This is a genomic window from Pelomonas sp. V22, assembly GCF_030014915.1.
Classification (GTDB): Bacteria; Pseudomonadota; Gammaproteobacteria; order Burkholderiales; family Burkholderiaceae_C; genus JAUASW01.
The window spans coordinates 238314-265228 of sequence record NZ_JAGIXS010000003.1 but is presented as its reverse complement, the minus strand read 5'-3'; the positions used below and the strand labels follow the sequence as shown (position 1 = coordinate 265228).

Annotated in this window: 26 protein-coding genes and 1 tRNA gene; 9 read left to right on the top strand and 18 right to left on the bottom strand. The window is 68.2% G+C overall.

The window, feature by feature from the left end:
• Positions 1-8 precede the first annotated feature (8 nt).
• Genes J7U46_RS13530 through J7U46_RS13520 form a run of 3 tightly spaced genes read right to left on the bottom strand, consistent with a single transcriptional unit; the run spans position 9 to position 3587 of the window.
• Complete coding sequence (locus J7U46_RS13530; protein ID WP_282826633.1) at positions 9-686, bottom strand: response regulator; 678 nt, start codon at positions 684-686, stop codon at positions 9-11.
• A complete protein-coding gene (locus J7U46_RS13525; protein ID WP_282826632.1) occupies positions 686-2626 on the bottom strand; it encodes a type IV pili methyl-accepting chemotaxis transducer N-terminal domain-containing protein in 1941 nt (646 codons plus the stop codon). The genes J7U46_RS13530 and J7U46_RS13525 overlap by 1 nt, the downstream gene beginning before the upstream one ends.
• A 16-nt stretch (positions 2627-2642) precedes the next feature.
• A complete protein-coding gene (locus J7U46_RS13520; protein ID WP_282826631.1) occupies positions 2643-3587 on the bottom strand; it encodes a sugar kinase in 945 nt (314 codons plus the stop codon).
• A gap of 137 nt (positions 3588-3724) precedes the next feature.
• On the opposite strand from J7U46_RS13520, the gene J7U46_RS13515 reads away from it, so the two are divergent.
• From J7U46_RS13515 to J7U46_RS13505, 3 genes are read left to right on the top strand one after another with little or no spacing between them, the layout of a single operon-like run.
• Positions 3725-4891: a GGDEF domain-containing protein gene (locus J7U46_RS13515; RefSeq protein WP_282826629.1), complete on the top strand. Its 1167-nt coding sequence runs from the start codon at positions 3725-3727 to the stop codon at positions 4889-4891.
• Between the two features lie 10 nt (positions 4892-4901).
• Complete coding sequence (locus J7U46_RS13510; RefSeq protein ID WP_282826626.1) at positions 4902-5564, top strand: trimeric intracellular cation channel family protein; 663 nt, start codon at positions 4902-4904, stop codon at positions 5562-5564.
• Entirely contained in the window at positions 5561-5902 is a 342-nt protein-coding gene (locus J7U46_RS13505) for a VanZ family protein (RefSeq protein ID WP_282826624.1), read from the top strand. Before J7U46_RS13510 ends, J7U46_RS13505 begins: the two co-directional genes overlap by 4 nt.
• On the opposite strand, the gene J7U46_RS13500 is transcribed toward J7U46_RS13505, so the two are convergent.
• Genes J7U46_RS13500 through J7U46_RS13490 form a run of 3 tightly spaced genes read right to left on the bottom strand, consistent with a single transcriptional unit; the run spans position 5889 to position 8705 of the window.
• The gene (locus tag J7U46_RS13500; protein WP_282826622.1) at positions 5889-7208 is read right to left on the bottom strand and encodes a TRAP transporter large permease; all 1320 of its coding nucleotides are present in this window, start codon (positions 7206-7208) and stop codon (positions 5889-5891) included. The two genes, J7U46_RS13505 and J7U46_RS13500, sit on opposite strands and share 14 nt — an antisense overlap.
• Positions 7205-7669: a TRAP transporter small permease gene (locus J7U46_RS13495; protein WP_282826620.1), complete on the bottom strand. Its 465-nt coding sequence runs from the start codon at positions 7667-7669 to the stop codon at positions 7205-7207. The genes J7U46_RS13500 and J7U46_RS13495 overlap by 4 nt, the downstream gene beginning before the upstream one ends.
• Before the next feature lie 7 nt (positions 7670-7676).
• On the bottom strand, positions 7677-8705 hold the full coding sequence (locus J7U46_RS13490) for a TRAP transporter substrate-binding protein (protein WP_282826617.1): 1029 nt from the start codon (positions 8703-8705) through the stop codon (positions 7677-7679).
• Positions 8706-8879: 174 nt separating this feature from the next.
• Here J7U46_RS13490 and J7U46_RS13485 point away from each other — a divergent pair, with 174 nt between their 5' ends.
• Positions 8880-9785, top strand: a complete 906-nt coding sequence (locus J7U46_RS13485; protein ID WP_282826615.1) for a hypothetical protein — start codon at positions 8880-8882, stop codon at positions 9783-9785.
• Between the two features lie 88 nt (positions 9786-9873).
• On the top strand, positions 9874-10752 hold the full coding sequence (locus tag J7U46_RS13480; protein ID WP_282826613.1) for a hypothetical protein: 879 nt from the start codon (positions 9874-9876) through the stop codon (positions 10750-10752).
• A 4-nt stretch (positions 10753-10756) separates the two neighbouring features.
• Here J7U46_RS13480 and fahA read toward each other — a convergent pair whose 3' ends face one another.
• Genes fahA through J7U46_RS13455 form a run of 5 tightly spaced genes read right to left on the bottom strand, consistent with a single transcriptional unit; the run spans position 10757 to position 16153 of the window.
• Entirely contained in the window at positions 10757-12073 is a 1317-nt protein-coding gene (gene fahA, locus J7U46_RS13475) for a fumarylacetoacetase (protein WP_282826611.1), read from the bottom strand.
• Positions 12073-13371, bottom strand: coding sequence for a homogentisate 1,2-dioxygenase (gene hmgA, locus J7U46_RS13470; protein ID WP_282826609.1), 1299 nt, complete (start codon positions 13369-13371; stop codon positions 12073-12075). Before hmgA ends, fahA begins: the two co-directional genes overlap by 1 nt.
• Positions 13368-13574, bottom strand: coding sequence for a DUF2783 domain-containing protein (locus J7U46_RS13465; protein WP_282826607.1), 207 nt, complete (start codon positions 13572-13574; stop codon positions 13368-13370). The genes hmgA and J7U46_RS13465 overlap by 4 nt, the downstream gene beginning before the upstream one ends.
• On the bottom strand, positions 13571-15172 hold the full coding sequence (locus tag J7U46_RS13460; RefSeq protein WP_282826605.1) for an FAD-dependent oxidoreductase: 1602 nt from the start codon (positions 15170-15172) through the stop codon (positions 13571-13573). Before J7U46_RS13460 ends, J7U46_RS13465 begins: the two co-directional genes overlap by 4 nt.
• A gap of 18 nt (positions 15173-15190) precedes the next feature.
• A complete protein-coding gene (locus J7U46_RS13455) occupies positions 15191-16153 on the bottom strand; it encodes an MBL fold metallo-hydrolase (RefSeq protein WP_282826603.1) in 963 nt (320 codons plus the stop codon).
• Positions 16154-16281: 128 nt separating this feature from the next.
• Here J7U46_RS13455 and J7U46_RS13450 point away from each other — a divergent pair, with 128 nt between their 5' ends.
• On the top strand, positions 16282-17055 hold the full coding sequence (locus tag J7U46_RS13450) for an IclR family transcriptional regulator (RefSeq protein ID WP_282826917.1): 774 nt from the start codon (positions 16282-16284) through the stop codon (positions 17053-17055).
• Between the two features lie 58 nt (positions 17056-17113).
• The gene (locus tag J7U46_RS13445) at positions 17114-17713 is read left to right on the top strand and encodes a hypothetical protein (RefSeq protein ID WP_282826601.1); all 600 of its coding nucleotides are present in this window, start codon (positions 17114-17116) and stop codon (positions 17711-17713) included.
• A 73-nt stretch (positions 17714-17786) separates the two neighbouring features.
• On the opposite strand, the gene J7U46_RS13440 is transcribed toward J7U46_RS13445, so the two are convergent.
• The 6 genes from J7U46_RS13440 to J7U46_RS13415 form a co-directional block, all read right to left on the bottom strand.
• Positions 17787-18452, bottom strand: a complete 666-nt coding sequence (locus J7U46_RS13440; RefSeq protein WP_282826599.1) for an N-acetyltransferase — start codon at positions 18450-18452, stop codon at positions 17787-17789.
• Positions 18453-18702: 250 nt separating this feature from the next.
• Complete coding sequence (locus J7U46_RS13435) at positions 18703-20256, bottom strand: amidase (RefSeq protein WP_282826597.1); 1554 nt, start codon at positions 20254-20256, stop codon at positions 18703-18705.
• A gap of 31 nt (positions 20257-20287) precedes the next feature.
• Positions 20288-21514: an alpha/beta fold hydrolase gene (locus J7U46_RS13430; protein WP_282826596.1), complete on the bottom strand. Its 1227-nt coding sequence runs from the start codon at positions 21512-21514 to the stop codon at positions 20288-20290.
• A 6-nt stretch (positions 21515-21520) separates the two neighbouring features.
• Positions 21521-22894, bottom strand: coding sequence for a lyase family protein (locus tag J7U46_RS13425; RefSeq protein ID WP_282826594.1), 1374 nt, complete (start codon positions 22892-22894; stop codon positions 21521-21523).
• A 109-nt stretch (positions 22895-23003) separates the two neighbouring features.
• Entirely contained in the window at positions 23004-23756 is a 753-nt protein-coding gene (locus J7U46_RS13420; protein ID WP_282826592.1) for a SapC family protein, read from the bottom strand.
• Positions 23753-25057: a hemolysin family protein gene (locus J7U46_RS13415; RefSeq protein ID WP_282826591.1), complete on the bottom strand. Its 1305-nt coding sequence runs from the start codon at positions 25055-25057 to the stop codon at positions 23753-23755. The genes J7U46_RS13420 and J7U46_RS13415 overlap by 4 nt, the downstream gene beginning before the upstream one ends.
• A 172-nt stretch (positions 25058-25229) precedes the next feature.
• Here J7U46_RS13415 and J7U46_RS13410 point away from each other — a divergent pair, with 172 nt between their 5' ends.
• On the top strand, positions 25230-26060 hold the full coding sequence (locus J7U46_RS13410; RefSeq protein WP_282826589.1) for a symmetrical bis(5'-nucleosyl)-tetraphosphatase: 831 nt from the start codon (positions 25230-25232) through the stop codon (positions 26058-26060).
• A gap of 71 nt (positions 26061-26131) precedes the next feature.
• A tRNA-Ser gene (locus J7U46_RS13405) sits at positions 26132-26221 on the top strand.
• Positions 26222-26492: 271 nt separating this feature from the next.
• On the opposite strand, the gene J7U46_RS13400 is transcribed toward J7U46_RS13405, so the two are convergent.
• Positions 26493-26909, bottom strand: coding sequence for a helix-turn-helix transcriptional regulator (locus J7U46_RS13400; protein ID WP_282826587.1), 417 nt, complete (start codon positions 26907-26909; stop codon positions 26493-26495).
• Positions 26910-26915: the final 6 nt, after the last annotated feature.

Below are 26915 nucleotides of genomic sequence, written 5' to 3'. Positions count from 1 at the left end.
ACGGCCGGCTAAGGCGCAGCCGCACCCAGGCCGCGCTCGCTGCCCCAGACGGCGGCCTGCACCCGTGAGCTCAGCTCCAGCTTGCGCAGGATGTGCTGCACGTGGATCTTGACCGTGCTTTCGGCAATGCCGAGCGTGCGGGCGATTTCCTTGTTGCTGGCGCCCAGGGTCAGCTCGCGCAGGATCTCCAGCTCGCGCGGCGACAGCGGTGGCAAGTCGGGCTCTGCCGCCGGCGCCGAAGATGCGGCAGTGGCCGCAGCACCTCCGCGCAACGCATTGAGCAGCTTGTGGCTCATCTCCGGGCTGACCACCGATTCGCCGCGCATCGTGCGCTGCAGCGCGGCCACCAGGTCCTCGCCGTCCATGGTCTTGAGCAGATAGCCCTGGGCCCCGTTGCGCAGCGCGGCGGCGAGGTCCTGCTCGTCTTCGCTGACGGTCAGCATCAGCACGCGCAGGGCCGGCAACTGCTCGCGCAGCGCCGGCAGCAAAGCCACGCCGCTGACGCCGGGCATGTGGTTGTCGAGCAGCATCACGTCGGGCTGCAGCTCCTGCGCGCGGCGCAAGGCATCGGCCGCATCCGCGGCCTCACCCACCACACGGATGCCGGGGTCCTGGCTCAGCAGTGCGATCAGGCCGCGGCGGAACAGCGTGTGGTCGTCAACGACCATGACCGAAATTGCTTGCATCAGACCGGGGCTCCTTCGGTACGCGAAGCTGGGGAATTCTCAGGGATGAACGCGCGCATCTGCTCGGGCAGCACCAGGCGCACCCGGGTACCGCCCTCGGGCGGCGTCTCTATGCTCAGGCGGGCGCCAATGCGGGCCGCCCGCTCGCGCATGATCTGCAGGCCCACATGGGTGCTGGCCGCTTCGGCGTCGGGCATCGCGAAACCACGGCCGTTGTCCTGCAGCTCGAAGCTCCAGCGCGGCAGCTGCTCCACGCGCAGGCTCACATGGTCGGCCTCCGCATGCTTGCGCACATTGGAGAGCGCTTCCTGGATGATGTGCAGCACCTGCACCTGCTGGTCGGGCGGCAGCGGCAGGCCGTCGCCGCCGAGGCTCAGGTGGGTGGACAGGCCGCTCTGGCGCTCGAACTTGGCCAGCGTGGTGCGCAGCGCATGCTCGATGTCCTCGTGGCCGGGCCGCGTGCGGAAATGCACCAACAGCTCGCGCACGTTGGCATAGCACTCGCGCACGCCGGTGTCGATCTCGTCGATCACGCGGTCCACCTCTTCACCGCGTTGCCGGGCCATGGCGCCGCGCAGCAGCTGGACCTGGATCTTCAGGAAGGCCAGCACCTGGGCGATGGAATCGTGCAGTTCCTGGGCCAGCAGGTTGCGCTCCTCGGAGACCGCCATCTCACGGTCGCGCGCGGCCAGCCGGGCGTTGTCCACCTGGGTGGCGAACTGGCCGACCAGGGCATCGAGCAGCTGGCGCTCTTCGTCGCCCAGCCGATGCTCGCCGTAATGGAACAGCTCGACCTCACCGATCTGGCGCGTGCCAGCCCGCATCGGGATGGCGATCACCGTCTGGTAGCCCGCCGCCTCGCAGTGCCCCAACTTGGGCTGGCCCACCGAATGGATGGGAATCACGCGCGGCCCATCCGCTGGCGCCCCGGCCACACCGCAGGCGCATTCGCCGTGGCGCAGGCAGCGTTCGGCATCGATCATGGCCTGCGGCAGGCAGCTCTGGCCGAGCAGCAGCCAGCGCTCACCGTCCTGCGCTGCCAGCCGCACCGCGCTGGCATCGGCACGCGCAATGCGGGCCAGCTGGACCGCAAAGCTCTGGGCCAGCGATTCCAGGCTGGCCTCGCCCTCGCGGCTGCCCATCTGGGCCACGTCGTAGAGGGCTTGCAGCCTTTCGTTCTGGCGCGCCAGGTGGGCGGTCTTGTCCTTGACCTTGCCTTCGAGGCCTTCGTAGGCCTGCTGCAAAGCCTGCGCCATCTGGTTGAAGCCGGAGGCCAGGCGGCTGAACTCATCCACCGAGGCCGCCTCGTCGACGCGCGCGCCGAGCTGGCCGGCCGCCATGCGCTGCAGGCCGTCACGCAGGCGCTGCAGCGGCTGGATGATCCAGACGTAGGTGCCGGAAACAAAGACCACCGAGGCCGCCACCACCAGCACCACGAGGCCGAAGCACAGGCCGCCGAGGATGGCAGTGCGCGCAGCGATCGTGTGCTCGACGGCACCGACCAGGGCGTCGATGCGGGCCACGAAAGCATCGGTCTGATCGCGCAGTTGAGGAGCCGGCGTAGCGCTCAGCAGCGAGCCGCGCAGCGCCGGCCAGGCTTGCTCCACCTCAATGAGCCGGCTGGCGCAATCCTCGGTGTCGGGCAGGAACAGCGGCCGCTGCGGATCGCCCTGGCGCAGGCGCTCCAGCATCACGCCGAAGTCCCGCAGGTCCCGCGATAGCGAGGCCTGGTCACCGGCCCCATGGGCCAGGGTCATGCGGTAGCTGAGCATGCGCATGCGGCCCGCTTCGTTGATCGCACCGGCGCCGCCCTCCAGCTGCCAGGACACCCACAGGGTGAAGGCGATGGAAGCCAGGGCCACGACCAGGAAGCTGGTCTGTATCAGGGCCAGCTTGCCGACCAGGCTGCGCGTGCGGTGGAACATGATGGCCCGCACCATAGCGGGCCATCCTGCTTCAGGCCTTGACGGCCATCAAGTCCGCCATGTTCGCGCGGGGAATCAGGGCGCCCCGATGCTGGATCACCCGCGCCGCCAGCCGGTTGGCGAACAGCGCGGAATCGAGCGCCGTGGCGCCCGCGAGGCGGCGCGACAAATAGCCGGCCGCGAAGGAATCGCCGGCGGCCGTGGTGTCCACGACCCGGGCCACCTTCTCGGTGGCCGCCTCCTGCCACACGCCGCCCGCCGCCCGCACCAGGGTCGGGGCAGCGCCGCGCTTGATCAGGAGCTCCGGCACCGGCAGGGCCTGGGCGGCTGCGACGCCGGCCTCCAGCGTGGGCAGGCCCAGCAACGCCTGGTGGTCGTCGGCCGTGATCAAGGCCAGGTTGGCCAGCTCGAAGGCTTGCATGAAGGCGCGCCGCGCGTCCTGCACGTCGGGCCACAGGCGCGGCCGGTAGTTGTTGTCGAACACCACCAGGGCGCCGCGCTCCCGCAGGCGCCGCATCAGGCCGAACAGGCGCTCGCGCCCGGCCGGCGGCAGGATGGCCAGGCTGATACCGCTCAGGTAGAAGGCGTCCCACTCGTCGGCCCGCGCCTCCAGCGGCGTGCTGGTGGCCTCGAAGTAGGCCTTGGCCGCACTGGTGTCGCGCCAGTAGCTGAAGCTGCGCTCGCCCTGCGGGTCGACCTCGATCAGGTAAAGCCCCGGCATGCGGCCGGCGATGCGGCGCACCAGGCTCACGTCGATGCCCTCCTCGACCCAGCGCTGCATCAGGCCGGTGCTCAGGCTGTCTTCGCCCAGGCCGGTGGCATAGAGCACCTGCAGGCCGGCGGCTGCGCCGCAGCGCGAGAGGTAGACCGCCGTGTTCAAGGTGTCGCCTCCAAAACCCTGCTGCATCACTCCAAAGGCCTGACCCTGCAACTCCAGCATGCATTCGCCGACCAGGGCGATTTTCTTGACCGTCATGACGCCATTCTCAAATTCGAAACGATGTTCCAAATATGCCACAGACCCGGGATAGCACCACCCGGGACCACCCTGAGCCGGCCATCGTTGTCCGGCCCGGGACGCCCAAGGCGGCCGCCAGCGTAGAGAATCGGACCATGCCGCTCTCGCTCCATATCGACACCCTGTTGCTGGTCTATCTGATGGTGGCGGTGCTGATGCTGGGGGTGCTGGTGGGCGGCGCCTGGCAGGCGCGCGGCCAGCATGGCCTGTGGTTCTGGGCCGGCGCCTTTGCGGCGGTGGCCCTGGCGCAATCGGTACGCGAACTGGCCGTGGTCGGGCATGGGCCGCTGCCGCTGTACACGCTGGGCCACATAGGCGGCGTGCTGTCGGCCGGCCTCGTGCTGCTGGGCGTGCGATCCTTCCTTGGGCTGCGCCTGCACTGGCCGGCCGTCTGCGTCGCGATGGCCGCCATGGCAGCCCTCTCGCTGACCGTGGTGAGCCTCGGCCAGCCGCTGGGCGTATCACTGAGCCTTTCGCTGCTGGGCGCCGGCGTGTTGCGCGCACTGGCACTGTGGCCGCTGCTGCGCGCGCTGAAGGCCGAGCCCAGCTTTCCGCTCTCGCTGATGGCCTCGGACCAGGCGCTGTCGGTGCTGGTGCATTTCGCCCGCGCCTGGATGGTGATGCCGAACCCGGGCGCTACGGCGGCCCAGACCGAGCAGGCCAATGCGCTGTGGCTGCTCGCCTTCATCGCCCTCTTGCTGACCCAGGGCTTTGCCCTGCTGCTCCTGATCAACGAGCGGCTGCAGCAAAAGATCCTGGCCCTGGTCGAGATTGACCCGCTGACCGGCCTGCTGAACCGCCGCGGCCTGGACCAGCGTCTGGTCGGCCTGCACCAGCGCGCCGCCACGGCACAGCGGCCGCTGCAGCTGGCCGCCGCCATGCTGGACCTGGACCATTTCAAGCAGATCAACGACCGACACGGCCATGCCGTGGGCGACCAGGTGCTGGTCGAGCTGGGCCGGCGGCTGCGCCAGCAGGTCCGGCCCAACGACCTGGCGGTGCGCCTCGGTGGCGAGGAGTTCGCCGTGCTGTGGTTCGACGTGGGGCCCGACTCGGCCATGGGCATGGCCGAGCGGCTGCGCCAGTCCATCGAGCAGCAGCCCTTTGCCACCGATGCCGGGCCGCTGAACGTCGACGCCAGCGTGGGCGTGGCCAGCCAGGCCGCGGCGGGCGAGCCGCTGGAGACCTTGCTGAGGCGCGCCGATGCCGCGCTGTACGAGGCCAAGCGGGCAGGCCGCCATCGGGTGGTGAGCGCCACCTAAGATCCGGCCCATGAGCGGACTCAAGACCACCCTTTTCACGCTGTCCAACGCCCAGGTCGCCATCGAGGCGGTGGCCACCATCGCCTTCGCGCTCTCGGGCCTGCTGGAAGCGGCGCGCAAGCGGCTGGATGCCGTGGGCGTCTGCGTGGTGGCAGGTCTTGCCGCCTTTGGCGGCGGCACGCTGCGCGATGTGCTGCTGGACCGCCGGCCCTTCTTCTGGGTTGAGCATGCGCTGTGGCTGTGGGCCCTGCTGGCCCTGTGCGTGGGCGCCATGCTGTTCATGCGGGCCCGGCATTTCGCCGTCACCGAGCGTGCGATGCAATGGCCCGATGCGCTGGGCCTCGGCCTCTTCACCGCGGGCGGCACGCAGATCGCGCTGGACATGCAGCAGCCCGCCATCGTGGCCGTGCTGATGGGAACGGTCACAGCCGTGTTCGGTGGCGTGCTGCGCGACATCGTCTGCAACGAAATCCCGGCGGCCTTCCGCGACCACCGGCCCTATGCGATCTGTTCGTTCGCCGGCGCCTGGGTCACGGTGGCGGCGCAGCAGCTGGAGCTGAGCCACTGGCTTGGCCTGGTGCTCGCCGCCGGCACGGCCACGCTCCTGCGCGCCGCCGCGCTGTGGACCGGCTTCACGCTGCCGAGCTGGCAGCCCGGAGGTGCGGAGCGATGAAGCACCATCACTGGCGTCTGCTCTTCGTCGTCCTGCTCGTCATCGTCGCCTGGCTGGCCCTCACGCCACAGCCGCCACGCGAGCTCACGACCGGCTGGGACAAGAGCAACCACTTCCTCGCCTTCTCCACCCTGATGATCTGCGGCCGCCTCGGCTGGTCCAGGCACTGGCTGTGGCTGTTCGCCGGGCTGCTGGCCTATGGCGGCGCCATCGAGCTCGCACAAAGCCAGGTACCGGGCCGCGATGGCGAGTGGGCCGACCTGCTGGCCGATGCCATCGGCCTCGCCATTGGCCAATTGCTGTCAATGCTGGCGCTGCGCCTCTTCAAAGCAGCCTGAGCACGCCCACGCTCAGCACCGGGAAGCACAGCAAGGCCAGGATGCGCAGGAAGTCCGAGACCAGGAAGGGCATCACGCCCTTGTAGGTCTCGTTCATGGGCACGTCCTTGGCCATGCCGTTCACCACGTAGACGTTGAGCCCCACCGGCGGCGCCAGCATGCCCACGCCCACCGTCATCAGCACGAGAATGCCGAACCAGATCGCCTTCGCCTCAGGCGCCAGGCCCCAGAGGTCCAGGCTCATCACGGTCGGGAAGATCACCGGGATGGTCAAGAGCAGCATCGAGAGCTCGTCCATCACGCAGCCGAGCAGCACGTAGAACGCAAGGATCAGGGCCACGATCAGGAGTGGCGCCACCTGCAGCTGGCCCACCCAGGCGGCCAGCTGCGTGGGCATCTGTGTGAGCGCCAGGGCCGAGTTCATCATGTCGGCGCCGAGGAAGATCATGAAGACCATGGCCGCGGTCTCGGCCGTGCCGAGAAAGCTGCGCTTGATGCCGGCCATGCCCAGCTCGCCGCCGAGCAGGCCGGTGGCGAAGGTGCCGATGGCGCCGACCGCGGCGCCTTCGGTCGGCGAGAACAGGCCACCATAGATGCCGCCGAACACCAGCACAAAGATCGCCACCAGCGGCCATACGCCCTGCAAGGCGCGCCAGCGCTTCGGCCAGGCCACGCGCTCGCTGGGCTGGGCCAGCTCGGGCCGCAGCCGGCAGTAGAGCGCGATCACGACCAGGTAGCCGGCCGTGGCGATCAGGCCCGGGATGAAGGCCGCCGCGAACAGCTTGGCGATGTTCTGCTCGGTCAGGATGGCGTAGACAACCAGGGGCACGGACGGCGGGATCAGGATGCCCAGCGTGCCGCCGGTGGCCAGCACCGCCGTGGACAAACGCCCGTGATAGCCGCCACGCTTCATCTCGCCATAGGCCACTTGCGTGATGGTGGCGCAGGTGGCCACCGAGGAGCCGCAGACCGCGCCGAAGGCCGCCGAGGCGAGGATGGCCGCCATCGCGAGGCCACCACGCCGGTGACCCACGAAGGCCGCCGCTGCCTTGAACAATGCGCGGCTCAGGCCGCCCTGCGTGGCGAACTGGCCCATCAAGAGGAACAGCGGGATCACCGACAGGTCGTAGACCGAGAGCCGTGCCACGGCCGAGCCCTTCAGCAGGTTCAGCATCGCCATGTCATTGGTCATCAACCAATAGCCGGCCGCGCCCGGGATGAACATGGCGGCCGCGATGGGCACGCGCAGCACCATCAAGAGCAGCATGGCGGCGAAGATCCACAGGCCGATGCTGGTGCCGGTCATGCTTCAGGTTCCCAACCGCAGGCCTGCGCCAGCGCCACCACCGCACTCAATGCCAGCCCAGGTGCGAGCGTGGCATAGCTGAGCCACTGCGGCAGGCCGAGGATCATCGTGGTCTCGCCGGCCTCGCGCACCGCCAGCGCACCGACGCCGGCACGCCAGGCCAGCAGGCCCACCATCAGCGCCAGCAGCAGGGCACCGAAGGCATCGAGCCCGCGGTTCAAACGGGCCGGTGCCTTCTGGGTGAAGAAGTCGACGATGATGTTGGCGCGCTGCAGCTGGCACCAGGGCAGGCACAGGGCGATGCACAGCGCGATGCCGAACTGGCTCAGCTCCACGTCACCGGGGATGGGCCGCCCGGCCTGGCGGCCAACGATGCTCACCACGGTCAGCAGTGCCACGGCACAGGCCGCGCCGCAGCCGGCCAGCGCGCTCCAGAGCGCCAGGCGCCTGAGCCAACTCACCTCCCACTCACTTCTTGTATTTGGCCAGCAAGGCCTGCGCGTCCTGCAGCATCTGTTTGCCGGGCAGGCCGCGCTTGTCCATGTCCGCCACCCAGTCGTCATAGAGCGGATGGCTGGCCTTGATCCAGAGGTCCACCTCGGCGGCCGGCACCATGTAGAACACATTGCCCCGGTCCACCGCCGGCTTGCGGCCCACGGCCTGGCTTTCGTCCCAGACCTTGCCGGCCTGCTGCGACAGGCCGGCGCCGGAGTTGCGGTCGAGCACTGCCTTCAGCTCGGGACTCAGGCTGTCGTACTTCGCCTGGTTCATGGCGAGGATGAAGACCGCGCTGTACAGCGCCGGGCGGCTGTGGTCGGTCTCGGTGTGGTACTTGACCATCTCATGCAGCTTGACCGAGGGGATCACCTCCCAGGGCAGGGCAAAGCCATCGATCGTGCCCTTGCTCACCGCATCGGCCACGGCCGGCAGCGGCATGCCCACCGGCGTGGCGCCCAGCGAGGCCAGCAGCTTGTTGGTCTGGCGGGTCGGGGCGCGCAGCTTCAGGCCCTTCAGGTCGGCCATGCTCTTGATCTGCTTGTCGCGGGTGTGCAGGTAGCCCTCGTCGTGGGTGCTGAACATCAGCGGCTTGATGCCGGGGAACTCCTTGCTGGCGTACTTGCCATAGAAGTCCCAGGCGGCGCGGGCGGCGGCCTCGGCCGAGTTGGTCATGAAGGGCAGCTCGAACACCTCCATGATGGGGAAGCGGCCGGCCGTGTAGCCGGGCAGCGTGAAGACGATGTCGACCACGCCGTCCTTGGCCTGGTCGATCAGTTGGGCCGGCGAGCCGCCGAGCTGCATGGCCGGGAAGATCTGGCACTTGAGCTTGTTGGCGGAATCGGCCGCGATCTTGTCGCACCAGGGCTGCAGGATCTTGGTCGGCGGCATCGCGCCGGGGGGCCAGAAGTGATGGACCTTGAGCGTCACCTCCTGGGCCAGGCCCAGCGGCGCGGCCAGGGCCAGCAGCAGGCCGGCCAGCGATTTCCGGTACAGATTCATCGCATGTCTCCATCTTGTCGGTCAGACCATGCCGCATGGTAGGCGTGCCCCCGGGGGGTGGCACTGGCGTTTGCCCTTGCGGCCTGCGCCCATGTCGTCCGTCACCGACATGGGCCGCTGCTATCCTGCCGGCCGCAGGTTCGCCCACCCCGCGCGGACTGTGGAGTCAGACCCATGAAGATGCCGCCCTTGCTCGCCGCCCTTGCCCTGCTGATCTGCCTACCCGCCCAGATTCAGGTCCAGGCCCAGGTCCGGGCTCAGGTGCAGCCGCACGCCAAGCCGGCCGTCATCGCCCTGGTGGCCGCCGTGGGCAACAAGCTCAGCTATGTGCGCCAGCGCGCCAGCACCGGCAGCCACATCGAGCCCTTCAGCCGCAGCAGCGTGAGCCTCAATACCCAGGCGCTGAACATCGCCGTGCTGCGCGGCCTGGACAAGGCGCTGGAGCTGGACGAGCCCGGCTCGCAGCGCGTCTTCCTGAGCTGGACCGCGCCGGCCGAGGTCGACACGGCCATAGAGAAAAGCTACGGCGCCAAGCGAGACGAAATCCTGCTGGAGGCCTTGCGCGAGCACCTGCGCCAGATGCCGCAGCGCGAGAGCTGGGACCGCATCGAGGCGGTGCTGCCGCGCTATGCCCACCTGAGCCGCGCCGGCATGGCCGGCAAGCTGGGCGGCATGGGCATCTATGTACAGCCGCTGCAGGCCGGTTCGGTCGAGTTCGACGAGAACGGCGAGGTCAGCAGCAGCACGACCAATGACGGCCAGCACAAGACCGTCAACCCACGGACCGGCGAGACGGCCAAGGAATCGACCTTCGTGGCGCCCTACTTCTACTTCGACCGCGTGACGCTGGACGCGAAGACCCTGGCCGTGCTGTCGCGCAAGCCGCAGTACGACAACATCAAGTACAGCGACCCCGACTCCACCGCCCTCGACGTGAGCCAGCAGGTGCCGATCAAGGGCATGCTGGAGCGCTTGCTGACACTGGCCGAGCGCTCGGCCTACCAGTCGGTGCGCGGCAAGAGCGAGGTGGAGGTGGGGCCGGCGCGCGCCATCACGCCGTCAGCTTCGGCGCCACGCTGAGAAATAAATGGACAATGCCCGCCGACGGCGCGGAACTAATTCGCCGTCAAAACACAAAACAACAGCTCAACAGCAAGGAGGATCCTCAATGAACAAACGTCTCTGTCTGATTGCCGTCACCGCTGCCAGCCTGCTGGCCCCGGCCTGGGCCCAGCGCGTGCAAGCCGAGGCGCCCACCACGGTCGCCCTGATGGCCGCCGTCGGCGATCAATTCACCTTTGTGCGCCAGAAGCAGAGCACCGGCAGCAACCTGGAGCCCTTCTCGCGCCAGACCATGCAATTGCAGACGCAGCAGCTCAACTACGCCGTGCTGCGCGGCCTGGATCGGGCCATCGAGCTGGAAGAGCCACAGGCCCGCCGCGTTCTCTTGAGCTGGACCGCGCCGGCCAACGTCAAGGCCGCCATGGAAAAGGCCTATGTCAATGACCGCAACGAGGTGCTGCTGGACGCCTTGCGCAAGCACCTGGCGAGCATGCCCGAGCGCAAGCAGTGGGACCGCATCGAGGCCATCGTGCCGCACTTCTCCTTCCGGGGTGTCAAGGGCATGGGCACCAAGCTCAGCGGCATCGGCGTCTATGTGCAGCCGCTGCAATCCATGTCGGTCGACATCAACGGCGAGGGCGACGTCGAGTCCAGCGAACGCAACGGCAGCTACTTCACCGTCGACCCGAACACCGGCGAGAAGTCGAACTACTCGACCTACGTGGCACCCTACTTCTACTTCGACCGCGTGACACTGGACGCCCAAACGCTGAAGGTGCTGTCGCGCAAGCCGCAGATGGACAGCATCAAGTACCACGACCCGATGTCGACCGCCGTGGACGTGGCCCGCCAGCTGTCGAGCGCCCAGATGATCGACAAGCTGCTGGACCTGGCCGAGAAGTCCGCCTACCGTTCGGTGCGCGGCTCGGTGGAGGTCAGCGCGCCCAAGGCGATCGACACCCCGCCGGCCAAGCCGCAGCCCTGAGGCCTCAGGCCAGCGCCGGCAGCAAGCGGCCGGCGCAATCACCAAAGCCTATGCGCCGTGCGCCTGCGCGCTCCGCATGGGCGCGCAGGATGACGGTGTCGCCGTCCTGGATGAAGGTGCGGCTCTCGCCGTTCGGCAGATTGAAGGCCTGCTTGCCGCCCTGGGTCAGTTCCAGCAGCGAGCCGGCCTCCTCGGGCAGCGGGCCACTCTGCGTGCCCGTGCCCAGCAGGTCACCCGGATTCAGATTGCAGCCATTGCTGGCGTGGTGCGTGAGCATCTGCGCCAGCGTCCAGTAGGCATGGCGGAAGTTGGAGCGCACCAGGCGCACCGGGGCCAGGTCTTGCTCGCGCATGGCGGCGGTCTGCAGCCAGACCTCCAGCTCGATGTCGAGGCTGCCCTGCTGGCGGTTCGCTTCGCTGTCCAGATAGGGCAGCGGCGCAGGGTCGCCGGCCGGCCGCTCGAAGCCGCAGCGGAACGGCGCCAGCGCCTCCATGGTGACGATCCAGGGCGAGATCGTGCTGCCGAAATTCTTCGCGAGGAAAGGCCCGAGCGGCTGATATTCCCAGGGCTGGATGTCTCGCGCCGACCAGTCATTCAGGAGGCACAGGCCGAACAGATGGTCCTCGGCGTCCTGCATGGCGATGGGCTCGCCGAGTGCATTGCCGGGGCCGACAAAGAGGCCCAGTTCCAGTTCGTAGTCGATGCGCTGGCTGGCGCCGAACACCGGCGTTTCAGCCGAGGGCGGCTTGAGCTGGCCGCGCGGGCGGCGCAGCGGCGTGCCGCTCGACACGATGGACGAGCTGCGGCCGTGATAGCCGATGGGCACCCACTTGTAGTTGGGCAGCAGCGGGTTGTCCGGGCGGAACAGCTTGCCCACCGTCACCGCATGGTGGATGCCGGTGTAGAAGTCCGTGTAGTCGTTGATGCGGCAAGGCAGCTGCATCTCGGCGTCGGCTTGCTGCAGGAGCGCGCCGCGCAGCGCGGCCTCCTGCTTGGAGCCGGCCAGCAGCGCCTCGAACAAGGCATGGCGCAGGGCCAGGCGGGCGACAGGCGGCTGGGCCATGAAGGCATTCAAGTCGCCTTGCGCCAGCGGCTGCAAGAGCACCTGCACGGCCGTGCTCCAGCGGCCACGCTCGGCCGCCAGCTTCAGGTCGAGGATCTGGTCGCCGATGGCAACGCCGATGCGCACGTCTTCATCGGAACCGGCGCGGCGGAAGGCACCGAACGGCAGGTTCTGGATGGGGAAGTCGCCAGTTGCCTCGTTGGCGCTGCTGACCCAGCTCTGAGCGGCCGGGTCATGGGTGTGGTCGGTCGTGCTCATCAGGCTTGCTGGTCGGGAGAGAAGTGGTCGGCGAGGCCCTGCCAGCAGTTGGCGTAGCTGGCTTCCAGCGTGCCGCCTTGCAGGGCATGGGCGGTGGGCAGCAGGCGCCAGCGGGTCTCGAACATGAAGGCCAGCGTGTGGTCCAGCTTGTGCGGCGCCAGGTCCGAGTTCGAGGCCTTGTCAAAGGCCTCGGTGTCGGGGCCATGCGGCACGAAGGCGTTGTGCAGGCTGGCGCCGCCGGGCTTGAAGCCCTCGGGCTTGGCGTCGTACTGGCCCAGCACGAGGCCCATGAACTCGCTCATCACATTGCGGTGGTACCAGGGCGGACGGAAGCTGTTCTCGGCCACCATCCAGCGCGGCGGGAAGATCACGAAGTCCACATTGGCCCAGCCCGGCGTGTCGGAGGGCGAGGTCAGCACGGTGAAGATGCTGGGGTCCGGATGGTCGAAGCTGATCGAGCCAATCGTCATGAAGTGTGCCGTGTCGTACTTCAGCGGCGTCAGGTTGCCATGCCAGGCCACGACGTTGAAAGGCGTGTGGGCCTGGGTGGCGCGCCAGAGCTGGCCGCCGTATTTCTTGACGATCTCGTAGGCACCGGGCTCGTCCTCGTACCAAGCCACCGGAGCCTTGAAGTCGCGCGCGTTCGCAAGGCCGTTCGAGCCGATGGGGCCCAGCTCCGGCAGGCGGAAGGCGGCACCGTAGTTCTCGCAGACATAGCCGCGCGACGGGCCATCCACCGCCACCTTGAACGCGAGGCCGCGCGGAATCAGCGCGATCTCGCCGGGCCTGACCTGCAGGCGGCCAAGTTCGGTGGTGATCAGGAGCTCGCCCTGCTGCGGAACGATCAGCATCTCGCCGTCGGCGTTGACGAAGGCGCGGCGCTCCATCGAGCGGCCGGCCAGGTAGAGGTGGGCGGCCATGCCGTTCTGGGCGTCGGGGTCGCCGTTCAGGCACAGGGTGCGCAGGCCGTCGATGAAGTCACCGGCCTTTTCCGGCATCTCGGGCGGCGCCCAGCGCAGCGGGTCCGGCGGCGCGACCTCGCCTTCTGCGGCACCGGTCTTCAGGAGCTCATGGGCCAGCGGCGCGTAGCCGCCCACCACCACCGAGGGCTGGCGGCGGTACATCCAGGTGCGGCGGTTGTCCACGCGCGGCGCCGTGAAGGCGGCACCCGAGAGCAGCTCGGCATAAAGGCCGTGGGCCACGCGCTGCGGGCTGTTCTGGCCCTGCGGCAGGCTGCCGGGATGGGCTTCGGTGGCGAACTGGTTGCCGAAGCCGATTTGGTAGTCGAGTGTGGTCATGGCTCAGATGAAAGGGTGTTGCTGCGGGCGAGTTCCAGGGCTTCCGTCAGCACGGCACGATCACCGACGTGGTTGGCAAGGATCAGCACCAGCTTGGCCAGCAGCAGGTCGGCCTGCTCGTCGCTGAGGTCACGCTGAGCGTTGATCAATTCCTCGTAGAAGCCGTCGGGCTCGGGGATGTTGGGACTGCGGTTCAGGGTCATGCTGGAGGCCCTCCAAGGGCGCGCTGCAGCGCGGCCTGTACGGCCGCCGCATCGAAGCGGCGCCAGCGTGCGGCCACATGCTGGTCCGGGCGTATCAGGTAGACGGTGCCAGGTCTTGCGTCGTAGCGCTGGGCCAGCAGGCCGCGCTCGTCGATCAGGTCACGGCCGACTTCGAGCACGCACAGGCCCGGCACCGCGGGCGCGTTGGTGCCGAAGCTCAAGAGCGTGAAGCCATCCCCCAGCAACGGCAGCAGCCAGGCGGGCTGGCCATCAACCAACACAGGCGCGTCGACGCAGGCTGTGCCCGGTTTCATGCGGCCTTCGAAGGCCTCTGCATCCGGCGTGTTCAGGGGTGACTGCAGATAGGGCGTGGGTGTCGAGAGCCGGCCGCTGTTGACCAGCGGCCGCGCAAAGGCCTCGGTGCGAGCCAGCTCCAGCACCGCATTGCGCAGGCGCAGCGACGCGCGGCTCTTGGGCGTGATGAAGTCGGTGGAGCGCGTGGAGTTCAGGAGGTTGTCGTCGGCCGCCACCGAGCGCTCGGCGTGGTAGCTGTCGAGCAGGGACTCTGCCGTCTGGCCAGCGACCACGGCCGCCAGTTTCCAGGCCAGGTTGTCGGCATCCTGCACGCCGGTGTTGGCGCCGCGCGCGCCAAAGGGCGAGACCTGGTGGGCCGAGTCGCCGGCGAACAGCACGCGGCCGTGGCGCAGTCGGTCCATGCGTCGGCAAGCGAACTGGTAGACCGAGACCCATTCCAGCTCGAAGCGCGCCTCGGGGCCCAGCATGGCCTGGATGCGCGGGATCACGCGCTCGGGCTTCTTCTCTTCGACCGGGTCCGCGTCCCAGCCAAGCTGGAAGTCGATGCGCCAGACCTTGTCGGCCTGCTTGTGCAGGAGCACGGACTGGCCGCGATGGAACGGAGGGTCGAACCAGAACCAGCGCTCGGTGGGAAACTCCGCCTGCATGACGACATCGGCAATCAGGAAACGATCCTGGAAGGCCTGGCCTCTGAACTCCAGGCCCAGCATCTTGCGCGTGTCGCTGTTGGCCCCATCGCAGGCCACGACCCAGTCGGCCTGCATCGTGAATTCACCATCGGGCGTCTGCACCCGCAGCGTCGCGAACTCGGTGCCCTGCTCCAGCGCCAGCAACTGGTGCTTCCAGCGCAGCTCGATCAGCGGCTGCTGCATGCAGGCGGCGACCAGGTGCTCCTCGATGTAGTACTGCTGCAGGTTGATCATGGCCGGCAGCTCGTGGTCGGCCTCAGGCAGCAGGTCGAACTGGTAGGCCAGCGCGTCGCCGAAGAAGACCTTGCCGACCTGCCAGCGCACGCCCTGCTCCAGCAATCGTGGCGCCACGCCCAGGCGGTGCCAGACCTCCAGCGTGCGCTTGGCATAGCAGACGGCGCGCGAGCCGATCGACACGCTGTTGTTGTCGTCCAGCAGCACGACATGCAGGCCCCGCGAGGCGCAGTCGAGCGCCAGCGTCAGGCCCACCGGGCCGGCACCGATGATGACCACCGGATGGCGGCGCAGCTCACCCGCTGCCTGCTCCTCGCTCTGGCGGTAGTCGAACTCGCGGTAGCTGTAGGTCGTCAGCATGGGCAAGCAAGCAGCAGCTCAGGCGCCTTCGAGGGCCTGCCACATGGCGATGTCGCGCTCGGCGGTCCAGATGCGCGGGTCCACGTGGCCGGTGGCCTCGTCGTAGGCACGGGTCACGTCGAAGGGCATGCAGTGCGCAAAGATCACCCACTGGCCGTACTTGGGCGCGAGGCGGTCAAAGGTTTCGCGATAGACCGCCTTCAGCTCGCGGCCGGCCGAGGCGCCGGCCTTCACGCTCTCATAGAGCTCGCTCACAAAAGCGCGCGTGCCGGCCAGGCCGGCCGCCACTTGCTCGGCGTTCTGCAGCGCGGGGCCGCGGCCGGGCACCAGCTTCTCGGGCTTCAGGGCGGCGAGGTTGTCCAGCGTCTGCGGCCAGTCCTGGAAGTAGGCATCGCCGGCATAGGGCGTGGCATCGAACTCGACCAGGTCGCCGGAGAACAGCACGCGGTCCTGCGGCAGCCAGACCACCGTGTCGCCCTTGGTGTGCCCTCGGCCCAGCTGCAGGATCTGCACCTCGAGCTTGCCGAGCCACAGCGTCATCTTTCCCGTGAAGCTGATGGTGGGCCAGGTCAGGCCCGGCGGCACCGATTCGACATTGCGGAACAGGCGCGGGAAGCGGCCGATCTCGCTGGCCTTGTCCTGCTCGCCGCGCTCCTTGATCAGGTCCAGCGTGTCTTCGCTGGCAATGATGTGCTCGGGCTTGTAGGCCGAGGCCCCCAGCACGCGCACCGCGTGGTAGTGGCTCAAGAGCACGTACTTGATCGGCTTGTCGGTCACCTCGCGGATGCGGCGGATCACGTCCTCTGCCATCACCGGCGTGGCCTGCGTGTCGATCACCATCACCGCGTCGTCGCCGACGACGATGCCGGTGTTGGGGTCGCCCTCGGCCGTGTAGGCCCAGGCATGGTCGGAGAGCTGGTCGAAGCTGACCTTTTTCTCGTCCAGGTCGGCGTGGGAGGCGAAGGTCTTTTGCGAGCTCATGGCGGATGTCCGGCGGACCTGTGGGTTGGGAAGCGGATTTAACCAAAAGCAAATTGATTCGTCTATAACAAATTTTTCTTGCGAGAATTCTTGGCCGCCGGATAGGTCTGATAGCCTCGCGCCCCATGATGGAAGACAGCAGCAGCGAACGCGCACCGCGCGGCATCCAGAGCATCGAGGTCGGCGGGCAATTGCTGATCGCCCTGGCCAACCAGGGCCGCCCGATGGCACTGAAGGACCTGGCCCGCGAGGCTGGCATGGCGCCGGCCAAGGCCCATCCCTACCTGGTCAGCTTCATCAAGCTCGGTCTCGTCGAGCAGGAAGGCGGCCGCTATGGACTCGGCCCGCTGGCTCTGCAGCTGGGCCTGATCTCGCTGCAGCAGTACGACCCGGTGCGCCTGGCCACGCCGCGCATCGAGGAACTGGCGCTCGCGCTGGGCCACACGGTGGCCATCGCGGTCTGGGGCAATCGCGGGCCCACGATCGTGCGCGTGGCCGAGGCGCCAAGCCCGGTCCACATCAGCATGCGCCATGGCACGGTGATGAGCCTCACCGGCACCGCCTCGGGCCGCTTGTTCGCCGCCCACCTGCCGCGCGAGCGCGTACTGGCGGCACTGGCCATGGAAGCCGGCGCTGAGGGCAAGCCGACAGCCAAGCTGGACAAGGCCTTCGAGACCCTGCTGGCCGACGTGCGCGAGCAGGGCATGGCCAGCTCCCGCGATGGCGTGGTGCCCGGTGTCAGCGCGCTCGCCGCACCGGTGTTCGACGACCAGGGCCGTATCGTGCTGAGCCTGACCGCCATCGGCCCCAGCGCCGCCGTGGACCTGGACGCTCAAGGCCCAGTGGCCCAGCGCCTGCAGGAAGCGGGCCGGGATATCTCCCGTCAGCTGGGCTGGCGCTGATCTACACTGCGCCGCCTAACTTTCATCTACCCTGCCTTGGCAGAACTGCTGCGCCGGGATGCGATTCGACAACGACAAGCGCCAGACCCGAACCGCCCCGCTGCGCTGGAGCCTGGTGCTGGCCCTGCATGCCGGGTTGATCTGGCTGGGCGCCGGACTCCTGAAGCCAGCCGCCGCACCCACGCCCCCGCAGCGACTGACCAGCGTTCGCCTGATCAACAGCCCGGCGCTCAAGCCGGCGGCGCAGGCACAAACCCGAACTGCCCCGCGCGCCGCAACACGCTCCGTCCTGCCGCCCACCGCATCCCTCCCACCCGCCGGGCAGCAGGCGCCCGCACCAGCCACCACCGTGGCCGAGGCCACGCCCGAGCCAACAGCCATGGCCACCGCCGCCTCGGGCGCCGCCGGCGCCCTGGCTCTGGATGCCGGCACGATCTCGCGCGCCATCCGCAGCGCCCAGGCGGGCTCCGTGGGCACACAAGCTCGCAGCCTGGGTCGCGAAGACCAACTGCGCTCGCCAACGCCGGATCAGATGGTCGAGGCGATCAAGAAGACCAAGCGGCGTGACTGCCGCACGGCCTATGCTGCCGCCGGCTTGCTGGCCATCATTCCGCTGGCGGTCAGCGCCGTGACCGACACCGGCTGCACCTGGAACTGAAAGAAAGCAAAACGGGCCCCGCAGGACCCGTTCGATGCACCGGCCAGCACTGGCTGGCGCCGGCTTGATCAACTCACACCAGCTGCAGCCCCTGCTCGGTCGGCAGCATGTAGGCATAGAGCGAGCGAGCCGGCTCGCCGCGTGCAGCGCTGCCGCCGATGCGGTCGATCTCGGCGCGGGCATGCTCCAGTTCCAGGATCATCAGCACGGCCGGCGCGCGCACGCGCTCGTTGAAGCGGGTCTCGGCCGCCACCTTGAAACCGAGCATGCGGCGGTAGAAAGCCACATGGCGCGGATTGACCTCGATCACCAGCAGCTCGGCGTTGCGGCGGCGATGGGCGTAGACATAGGCAGTCTGGAACAGCCGGGCCAGCGCATCCTTGGGCGGCTGCTCCAGCTCTTCCATGGCCAGGCGGGTGAATTCACAGATGCGGCGGCCGCTGCAGCGCAGCTCGTCCAGTTCGGGCCCGAACACCTCGTCGGCGCCAAGTCCATTGGGTCCGTCAAAGCGCACGCTCAGCGTGCCCGACATGGTGTCGGCCAGACCCAGGCTGAACGTGGTCAGCTCGTCGGGCCTCGGCGCCATGCCCTTGGTCAGGTAGCCACGCTGCGCGTAGCGGCGCTGCAGCAGCTCGATGCTGCGCAGGCATTCGTCAGCGTTGTTGACCAAGTTGCTGTTGAGGGGCGCGACCTGCAAGGTGAGCGAGGGATCGATCTGGATATCGGTGATGGAATTCATTGGCGGGCACCCCAACTCGGTTGGCTGCGGGCCAGTCTAAGGGAGGCAGATGACAGTCCGGCAATGAACCCGGGCTTGCATTCCGTTACATCCCTTACTGGCCTTTCGTGGCAGCGGACTCCCTGCATTGCAATTACTTCGGCGCGAGCCATGGAAGCTGTAACAAGCGATGGCGATATGGGCCTCGCCGCGCAAACATTGACTTGCATATTGGCGCCGGTTTGCATCATCCGGACAACAGAGCAAGCCCTCATAGCGGCACCGTCCGTTTGGCGAAAGCCGGTGCGCGGCGATGTTTCGTGGCCTGCTCGAAGGCCAGGCCCAGCGACAGCAGCTTCCATTCACTCCAGGCCGGCCCGACGAAGGACAGGCCCAGCGGCAGGCCCCGCACGAAGCCGGCCGGCACGGTCAGGTGCGGATAGCCGGCCACGGCGGCCGGCGTGGAGAAGCTGGCGCCATAGTGGTCGCTCGCCACCGGGTCGATCAGCCAGGCCAGGCCGCCGGTCGGCGCAATCAGGGCATCCAGGCGCTGGGCCTTCAAGGCCTTGTCCAGGCCCTCCTCGCGCGCACCCTTGGCGCAGGCGGCCAGCGCCTCGCGGTAGGCCGGCGTGGACAGGTCTCCGAGGGCCTGTGCCTTCTCGAACAGCTCCTGGCCGAACCAGGGCATTTCCTGCGAGCGGTGCGCGGCATTGAAGGCGATCACGTCGGCCAGGCTCTGGACCCGGTGGCCTGGCGCGAAAGTCTTGAGCCATTGGCCCAGGTCTTCCTTCAGCTCGTAGAGCAGCACCAGGGTTTCGGCGTCGCCATAGGCGGTGGCAGCCGGCAGGTCGGCGTTGTCGACGATTTCAGCGCCCAGCTCGCGCAGCTTGGCGATGGCCAGCTCGATGGCCGCATCGGCCTCGTCGAAACCGGTGAAGTAGTTGCGCGCCACGCCGAGGCGGGCGCCCTTGATCAGGCCGGCGTCGAGCTGGCCGGCCGCATCGGGTGCGGCCTGGGTCACGGCATCGGCGGCATCCGGGCCGCACATCGCGGCATACAACAGGGCCGCGTCGGCCACGGTGCGAGTCATGGGCCCGGCCGTGTCCTGGCTGTGAGCGATGGGGATGACGCCATCGCGGCTGATACGGCCCAGCGTGGGCTTGAGGCCCACCAGGCCGCAGATGGAGGCCGGTGAGACGATGGAACCGTCGGTCTCGGTGCCCACGCCCAGCGTCGCCAGGTCGGCGGCGATGGCCGCACCAGTGCCCGAGCTGGAGCCGCTGCAGCTGCGGTCCAGCGCATAGGGGTTGCGGGTCAGGCCGCCGCGCCCGCTCCAGCCGCTGACCGAGCGGGTCGAACGCATATTGGCCCATTCGCTCAGGTTGGTCTTGCCGAGGATCACGGCACCGGCGGCGCGCAGGCGCTGCACCAGATGGGCGTCGCGGGCCACACGCAGATCGGCAAGGGCCAGCGAGCCGGCCGTGGTGTGCATCCGATCGCCGGTGGCGATGTTGTCCTTCAAGAGCACCGGGATGCCATGCAGCGGGCCGCGCAGCTTGCCGGCACGGCGCTCGGCATCCAGCGCAAGGGCGATGGCGCGGGCTTCCGGGTTCAGCTCGATGACGCTGTTGAGCCGGGGGCCGGCCTTGTCGAGGGCAGCAATGCGGGACAGGTAGTCCTGCACCAGACGCTCGGCCGTCAGGCGGCCGGCGGCCATGGCCTGGGCTTGCGCGGCGGCAGTTCCCTCGGTCCGTGGGGCCGCGTGGCTGAGCGAAGGCAGGGCCAGGGCGGCGGCGGAACTGAGGAGCAGATGGCGGCGTTGCATACAGGGTGCCAGCATAGCCGGCCACTGCACGCTATCTGCCCAGGCCGGCAATAAATTCGCCGAGCAGGCCAAGGAAGCCCTCAGGGTCTTCCATGACACCCAAATGAGCGACAGCGGGCAGCACGGCCAGGCGGGATCGGGCAATCCGGCCGGCCATCGCCTCGGCCATGGCCGGCGTGGCGCCGGGGTCGCGGCCACCGGCGATCACCAGCGTCGGGCAGCGCAGAGCCGCCAGGCGGCCCAGGTAGTCCACTGCGCGCACAGCCTCGGCCGTGGCCACATAGGACGCCGCATCCTGGGCCAGCAAGGTCTCGCGCAGGCGCCCGCGCAAATCCGGATGAGACGCGTCATCACCAAGGTAGCGCTGCAACACCTGCTCGACCACTGCCACCATGCCGCCCGCCTGCACGGCGGCGATGCGCTGGCCCCAGGCGGCTTGCGCCTCGGCCGGGTAATGCGCCGTCGTGTGGGCAAGCACCAGGCCCTGGACCAGGTCGGGGCGTGCCAGCGCGAGGCCCTGGCCCACCATGCCACCGAGGCTCAAGCCAACGAAGACCACCGGCCCGCGCCCCCATTCCTCGATCAGCCGCACCGCATCCGCCACCAGTTGATCGAGCGAACAGGGGCCAGCCGGGCGCGCCGAGCGGCCATGGCCGCGCTGGTCGTAGCGCAGGGTCGGATGGCCTTGCGCCGCGAAATGCGCCGCCGCCTGATCCCACAGGTGCAGATCCAGGCCCAGCGCATGGCTGAAGACCAGTGGCGGCCGCTCGCCCTCCCCTTGCAGCACCAGGCTCAGTTGCGGGCTGCTGAAGGTCTGCTGGCGGCTGGCGCGGCGCTCAGGCGTGAGCGGCTCGGGCAGCGGCGCCAGGCCTTCGCTGATGAGGATCTGCTGGGTGATCTTGAAGGCCGTGTTGGCCGCCGGCACGCCGCAGTAGATGGCGCCCTGCAGCAGGGCTTCCTTGATCGCCGAGATGGCCACGCCACCGCGCACCGCCGCGCGGCAATGCAGCTCGAACTCCTCCCAGCGCGCCAGACCCATGGTCATGCCCAACACGAGCAGGCGGCGGGTCTCGTGCGGCAGGCCGGGACGGGTCCAGACGTCCTGCCAGGCATAGCGGGTGATGAAGTCCTGGAACTCGGCGGTGAAGCTGGTGGCACCGGCCGTGGCACGGTCCACCCAGTCGTCGCCCAGCGTGGCGCGGCGCATGGCCAGGCCGCGTTCGAAGTCGTCGCGCCGGTCCTGGCTGCTGCTGCTCATCGCTGGCTACTCCTTGTCTTGCAGGGCTTTCAGATCCGCGCGGGCCTGGGCCAGCAGCGGCAGCACACGCGCCTCGGCCGCACGGGCCGTGGCATGCACGTCGAACAAGGCCTCCATCACGCCCGGCGCAATGCGCGAAGCCAGGTCAGGCTGGCGGTTCATGAACTGCTGGGCCAGCAGGCGCAGCGGCCCCTGGCCGGCGCGCACACCGGCCAGCAACTCGGCCATGGCCTGCTCGGCCACCGGCTGCCCGAGGGCCTGCGTCAGCAGGTACTGCAGGCCCTCGGTGAAGACCAGGTCCTGCTGGCGGTCGATGTTCTCCAGCATGCGGGCCGGGTTCAGCTGCAGCCCGGCGATGGCCTCGGCCATCGCCTGCACGCTGCCATGGCAGGTCAGCAGCAGCCCCGACCATTCGGCCTGCTCGGCCTGCCAACTGCCGAGCGCCCGCTCCTGCTCCTGCACCATGCAGCTGAGCAGTGCGGCCACCCGCTGTGGCGCGCGCCGCGCCGCAGCCAGGCCCACCATAGCGCCAATCGGGTTGCGCTTGTGCGGCATGGCACTCGAACCACCGCTGCGGCCGCCCTGGCCCTCCCCCAGCTCCCCGAGCTCGGCCTGCGACAGCAGGGACAGGTCGGCCGCCAGCTTGCCGAGGCTGCCGCACAGCACGCCCAGCTCGCTGCCCAGGCGCACCCAACGGTCGCGCTGCACATGCCAGGCTCCGGGGCTCAGCGGCAGGCGCAGCTGCACCGCCACCTGGTGGCAGACGGCGTCGGCATGCACGCCCAGCGTGGCCAAGGTGCCACCTGCGCCTCCGAGTTGCAGGCGCAGCGCCGCATCGGCCTGGCGCCGCAGCTCCTGGGCCGAACGCAACAGCGGCTGCAGCCACTGAACGATCTTGCAGCGCCAGGACATCACCAGGGCCGGCTGCATCATGGTGCGGGCCAGCATGGGCTGGCCGGGGTGCTGGTCGGCCAGGTCCAGCAGGCCCTGGCACAGCGCTCGCAGATCGGTTTCGATCAAGGCCAGCGCCCGGCGCGTCTGCAGCACGAGGGCGGTATCGATCACGTCCTGGCTGGTGGCGCCGCGATGCACATAGCCGGCGGCCACCGGGTCGAAGAGCGCCACGTTCTCGCGCAAGCGCTTGAGCAGCGGGATGGCGAGACTGCCGGCCCGGCTGCTGGCGGCCACCAGGGCCGGCACGTCGTAGAGCTCCGCCCGGCACAGGCTGGCGATGGACTGGGCACTGGATTCCGGCATCAGGCCCAGCTCGGCCTGGCCCCGCACCAGCGCCGCCTCGAAATCGAACATCGCCTGTATCAGCGCCTGGTCGTCCAGCAGCGCGGCCATGGCCGGGGAAGAGAGAAAGCTTTCGAAGAGCATGGGGCCATGCTAGCGAGCGAGGCTTGCGCCGACCCTTCAAGCAAACCCGCTAGCAGCAAAAAAACAAAGGCCGCCCGAAGGCGGCCTTGGCTTGCGATGGCGCCGGCGCTCAGGCTTGGGCGGCCACGCCTTCCATGGCGGCGAGGCGGGGCATGTTGCTCATCGAGACGCGGTGCAGCTCGATCAGCGAGATCAGGCTGGTGCGATGCAGCTTGATGATGTCGGCATCTTCCAGCTTGGCCAGCTTCTCTTCGTCGATGGCCATGAAGCCTTCGACGTCCAGCTTCTCACCGTTCGGCAGCGTGGCTTCGAAGCGCATGTCCTGCAGCAGGTCCAGATTGACCAGCTCGTCGCAGGCCAGGCGGGTGCGCTCGGTTTCGCGCTCGAAGTTCTCGACAAAGTCCTTGGCGTTGACAAGGAACTCGGTCGGCTGGCCGTCGTCACCGAACAGGGCCGTGCCCTCGGTCTCGGAGAAGCCTTCCCAGTCGGCGTCGAAGCACATGGCCATCTGGTCGCTGCCCGGTTCCAGGCGGACCATGGTGAACGGATAGCGGCGCAGGTAGGCCGGCGCGTAGTTGGCCGTCCACTGGCCTTCCTTGATGAAACGGTTGCTGCCCGGCTTCAGGCCCAGCACGGCCAGCGGCGCCACGGCCTGCTTGCTGCCGTCGGTCGGCACTTCACCAACGCGCACGAACACGATCGGGAATTCCTTGCAGGCCTCGCCGAACTCGGCGGCGGCCACGAACAGGGAGTTCATGCTCTCGACACGCTTGACCGTGTTGGCATCGACCTTCAGGCGCAGCTTCTTGTGGACTTCACGGTCCAGCGGCACCAGGTTGCCGTACATGGGGGGGTTGCTCATTCTCTATCTCCATCATCGTTCGCCAGTCGGCTGACCAGCACTTTGTCCACACGCTTGCCATCGAGGTCCACGACCTCGAATCTCCACGCGTTCCACTCCACCACATCGGCCGTGCGCGGCAGACGCCCCAGCAGCAGCATGATCATGCCGGCCAGGGTGTTGTAGCGACCACGGTCTTCTTCGGGCAGTTCCTTCAGGGCCAGGCGGTCCTTCAGCTCGGGCACGGGGATCAGGCCGTCAATCAGCCAGCTCCCGTCCGCGCGTTGCACCGCCCAGGCCTCGCCATCGCTGGGCGCATTGAATTCGCCAGCAATCGCTTCAAGCACGTCGCGCACCGAGATCACGCCCTGCACCTCGCCGTACTCGTCGACGACAAAGACCAGGGGCGCGTCCGACGCGCGGAAATGTTCCAGGAGCTCCATGCCGGAGAGCGTCTCCGGCACGAAGACTGGCGCCACCAGGCCTTCGGCCAGCGCCAGCGGCTCGCCACTCAGGGAGCGCTGCAAGAGCCCCTGGGCCGAGGTCACGCCCAGCACATCGGTCAGGCCGCCGCGGCACACCGGGTAGCGGCTGTAGCCATGCTCGCGCAGCACGGCCAGCACTTCCTCGGTGTTGGCATCCACGTCCAGCCAGGCGATCTCGGCGCGGGGAATCATCATCGAGCCGATCTGGCGCTCGTCGAGGCGGAACACATTGCGCACCATCTGGTGCTCGTGCTCCTCGATCACGCCGGCGTCCAGGCCCTCTTCCAGGCTGGCGGCGATTTCTTCTTCGGTCACGCTGCGCAGGGCCTTGCCGCGCAGGCCCATCAGGCCGAGGGTGGCCTCGGTAAAGAAGCTCAGCATCTTCACCAGCGGGCGCGCGGCCACCGACAGGCCGTTCATCGCCGGCGCCACCAGTCGGGCCACGGTCTCGGGATAGATCTGGCCCAGGCGCTTGGGCACCAGCTCGCCGAAGATGATGGTCAGCACGGTGATGATCACCACCACCAGGGCCGTCGCCACCAACTCGGTGGCCTGGGCATGCAGGCCGAAGGTGCTGGTGAGCCACTGCGACAGCGGCTTGGAGAACGCGGCATCGCCGACGATGCCGTTCAGCACGCCGATGGAAGTGATGCCGATCTGCACCGTGGAGAGGAACTTGGTCGGGTTCTCGTGCAGGTCCATGGCGGCCTGCGCACCGGACTCACCGCTCTCCACCATCACCTGCAGCCGCGCCTTGCGGCTGGCCGTGAGGGCCATCTCCGACATCGCAAACAAGCCGTTGAGCAGGATCAGAAAGAGAACGAGCGCGGTATCCATCGATGGCGCCTGGGGTTGTCCCGGATCAGGCGCTGGTGTTTTTGAGAGCCGGCAAGGGTAGCAGATGGCTGTGGCGAATCCGACAGCACAATCCCGGGGCGCCGCACGGCCGTCCGAAGGCGTTCACTCCCGCCTGGCGGGACCGCGCGCAGCGCGAAGGGTGCAAACATTTATGAATTACCTGATCGGCGACTTGCAGGGCTGCTGCGACGCTTTAGAGCGGCTGCTCCAGAAAATCGACTTCTCCCCGTCCCGCGACCGGCTCTACCTGCTCGGCGACCTGGTCAACCGCGGCCCGGCCTCGCTGGCCACGCTGCGTCGGCTCCAGGGCCTCGGCGACGCCGCCACCTGCCTGCTCGGCAACCACGACCTGCACCTGCTCGCCGCCGCGCAGGGCGTGCGCAAGCCGCATCGCAAGGACACCTTGTACGAGATCCTCGACGCGCCCGACCGCGAGGCCCTGCTCGCCTGGCTGCGCCAGCAGCGCATGGCCGTGCTGGCCCATGGCTGGCTGATGGTGCATGCCGGCGTCGTGCCCCAATGGGACGCGGCGCAAACGCTGGCGCTGGCCGGTGAGGTCGAGACCTTGCTGCGCGGACCGGAGCTGCCCGGCTTTCTGCAGCAGATGTATGGCAATGAGCCCGATCAGTGGGATGAAGGCCTGACTGACATCCCGCGCCTGCGCTTCGTCGTCAACGTGCTGACGCGGCTGCGCTTCTGCACCGCCGCAGGCCGCATGGATTTCGAGGCCAAGGACGGCGCCGACAGCGCGCCGGCCGGCTACCTGCCCTGGTTCGAGGTGCCGGGGCGCCGCACGGCTGGCCAGGCAGTGGCCTTTGGCCATTGGTCGACGCTCGGCCTGATGCAGCGGCACGATCTGCTGGCGCTGGACACCGGTTGCGTCTGGGGTGGCGCGCTGACGGCTGCCCGTTTGAATGCAGACGGCTCAATGCCGGAGATCATTCAGGTCGCCTGCGATCAAGCCCAGGCGCCGGGCGGCTAGAATCCCCGCTCTCTTGGAAGTGTGGCCGAGCGGTTTAAGGCACTGGTCTTGAAATTTGTCGTAAGTTCATTGGAAGCATGGCCGAGCGGTTTAAGGCACTGGTCTTGAAAACCAGCGACGGGGTGACCCGTCCGTGAGTTCGAATCTCACTGCTTCCGCCAATGAAAACAAGCACTTGCGCGCGACCGATCGACCCGCCCAGTAACGACATACAGCGAGCACGAGCCCCGTCCACCGGGGCTTTTGCTTTCCTGGGGATGGGCGACGGCGCAAGCACTCCGTAAGCACTGCGAACACGGAGCGCCTACGAACACTGAACCACCTCAGAACGGGAGGCAGGCGGAAATTGGCGCTACAGGCCGAACGCAACTTGCGCCCGTACCCCAGCAGTGGCATGGCTGTGATCGCGGCACGTAGCGCCTTTGGTGCTGCTTAGCGCCGCACTGCTTTGCGGCCGGCACCCGCGCCGGCAACGTCCGCCAGGAAGTCGCGCAGGAAGTCTGCTGCATCCAGGCTCAACGCATTGCAGACTTCTGCGAACTCCAACACGTCGAGCCGCCGCTCACCCGTTTCGTACTTGCTCACGAACGATTGCGGCTTACTGAGCTTCAGTGCCAGATCAACTTGCGTGATTCCCCTGCTCTCGCGAGCACTGCGGAGTCGGTCCCGCAGCGCTTGATTTCGGGGCGAGTGCAGGCTGGTCAACGAGATCGCGCATGGAGTTCTGTTGAGCCACTGTGAATCCCGATTTGGAATAACCCATTTCGGGATATGATGATTTTCGAGAGGGCGATGAACAACTGCGCCTTCACGGCTTGTGCCGAGAGCTCCGTCAGCAGTCCGGCCCACCAACCA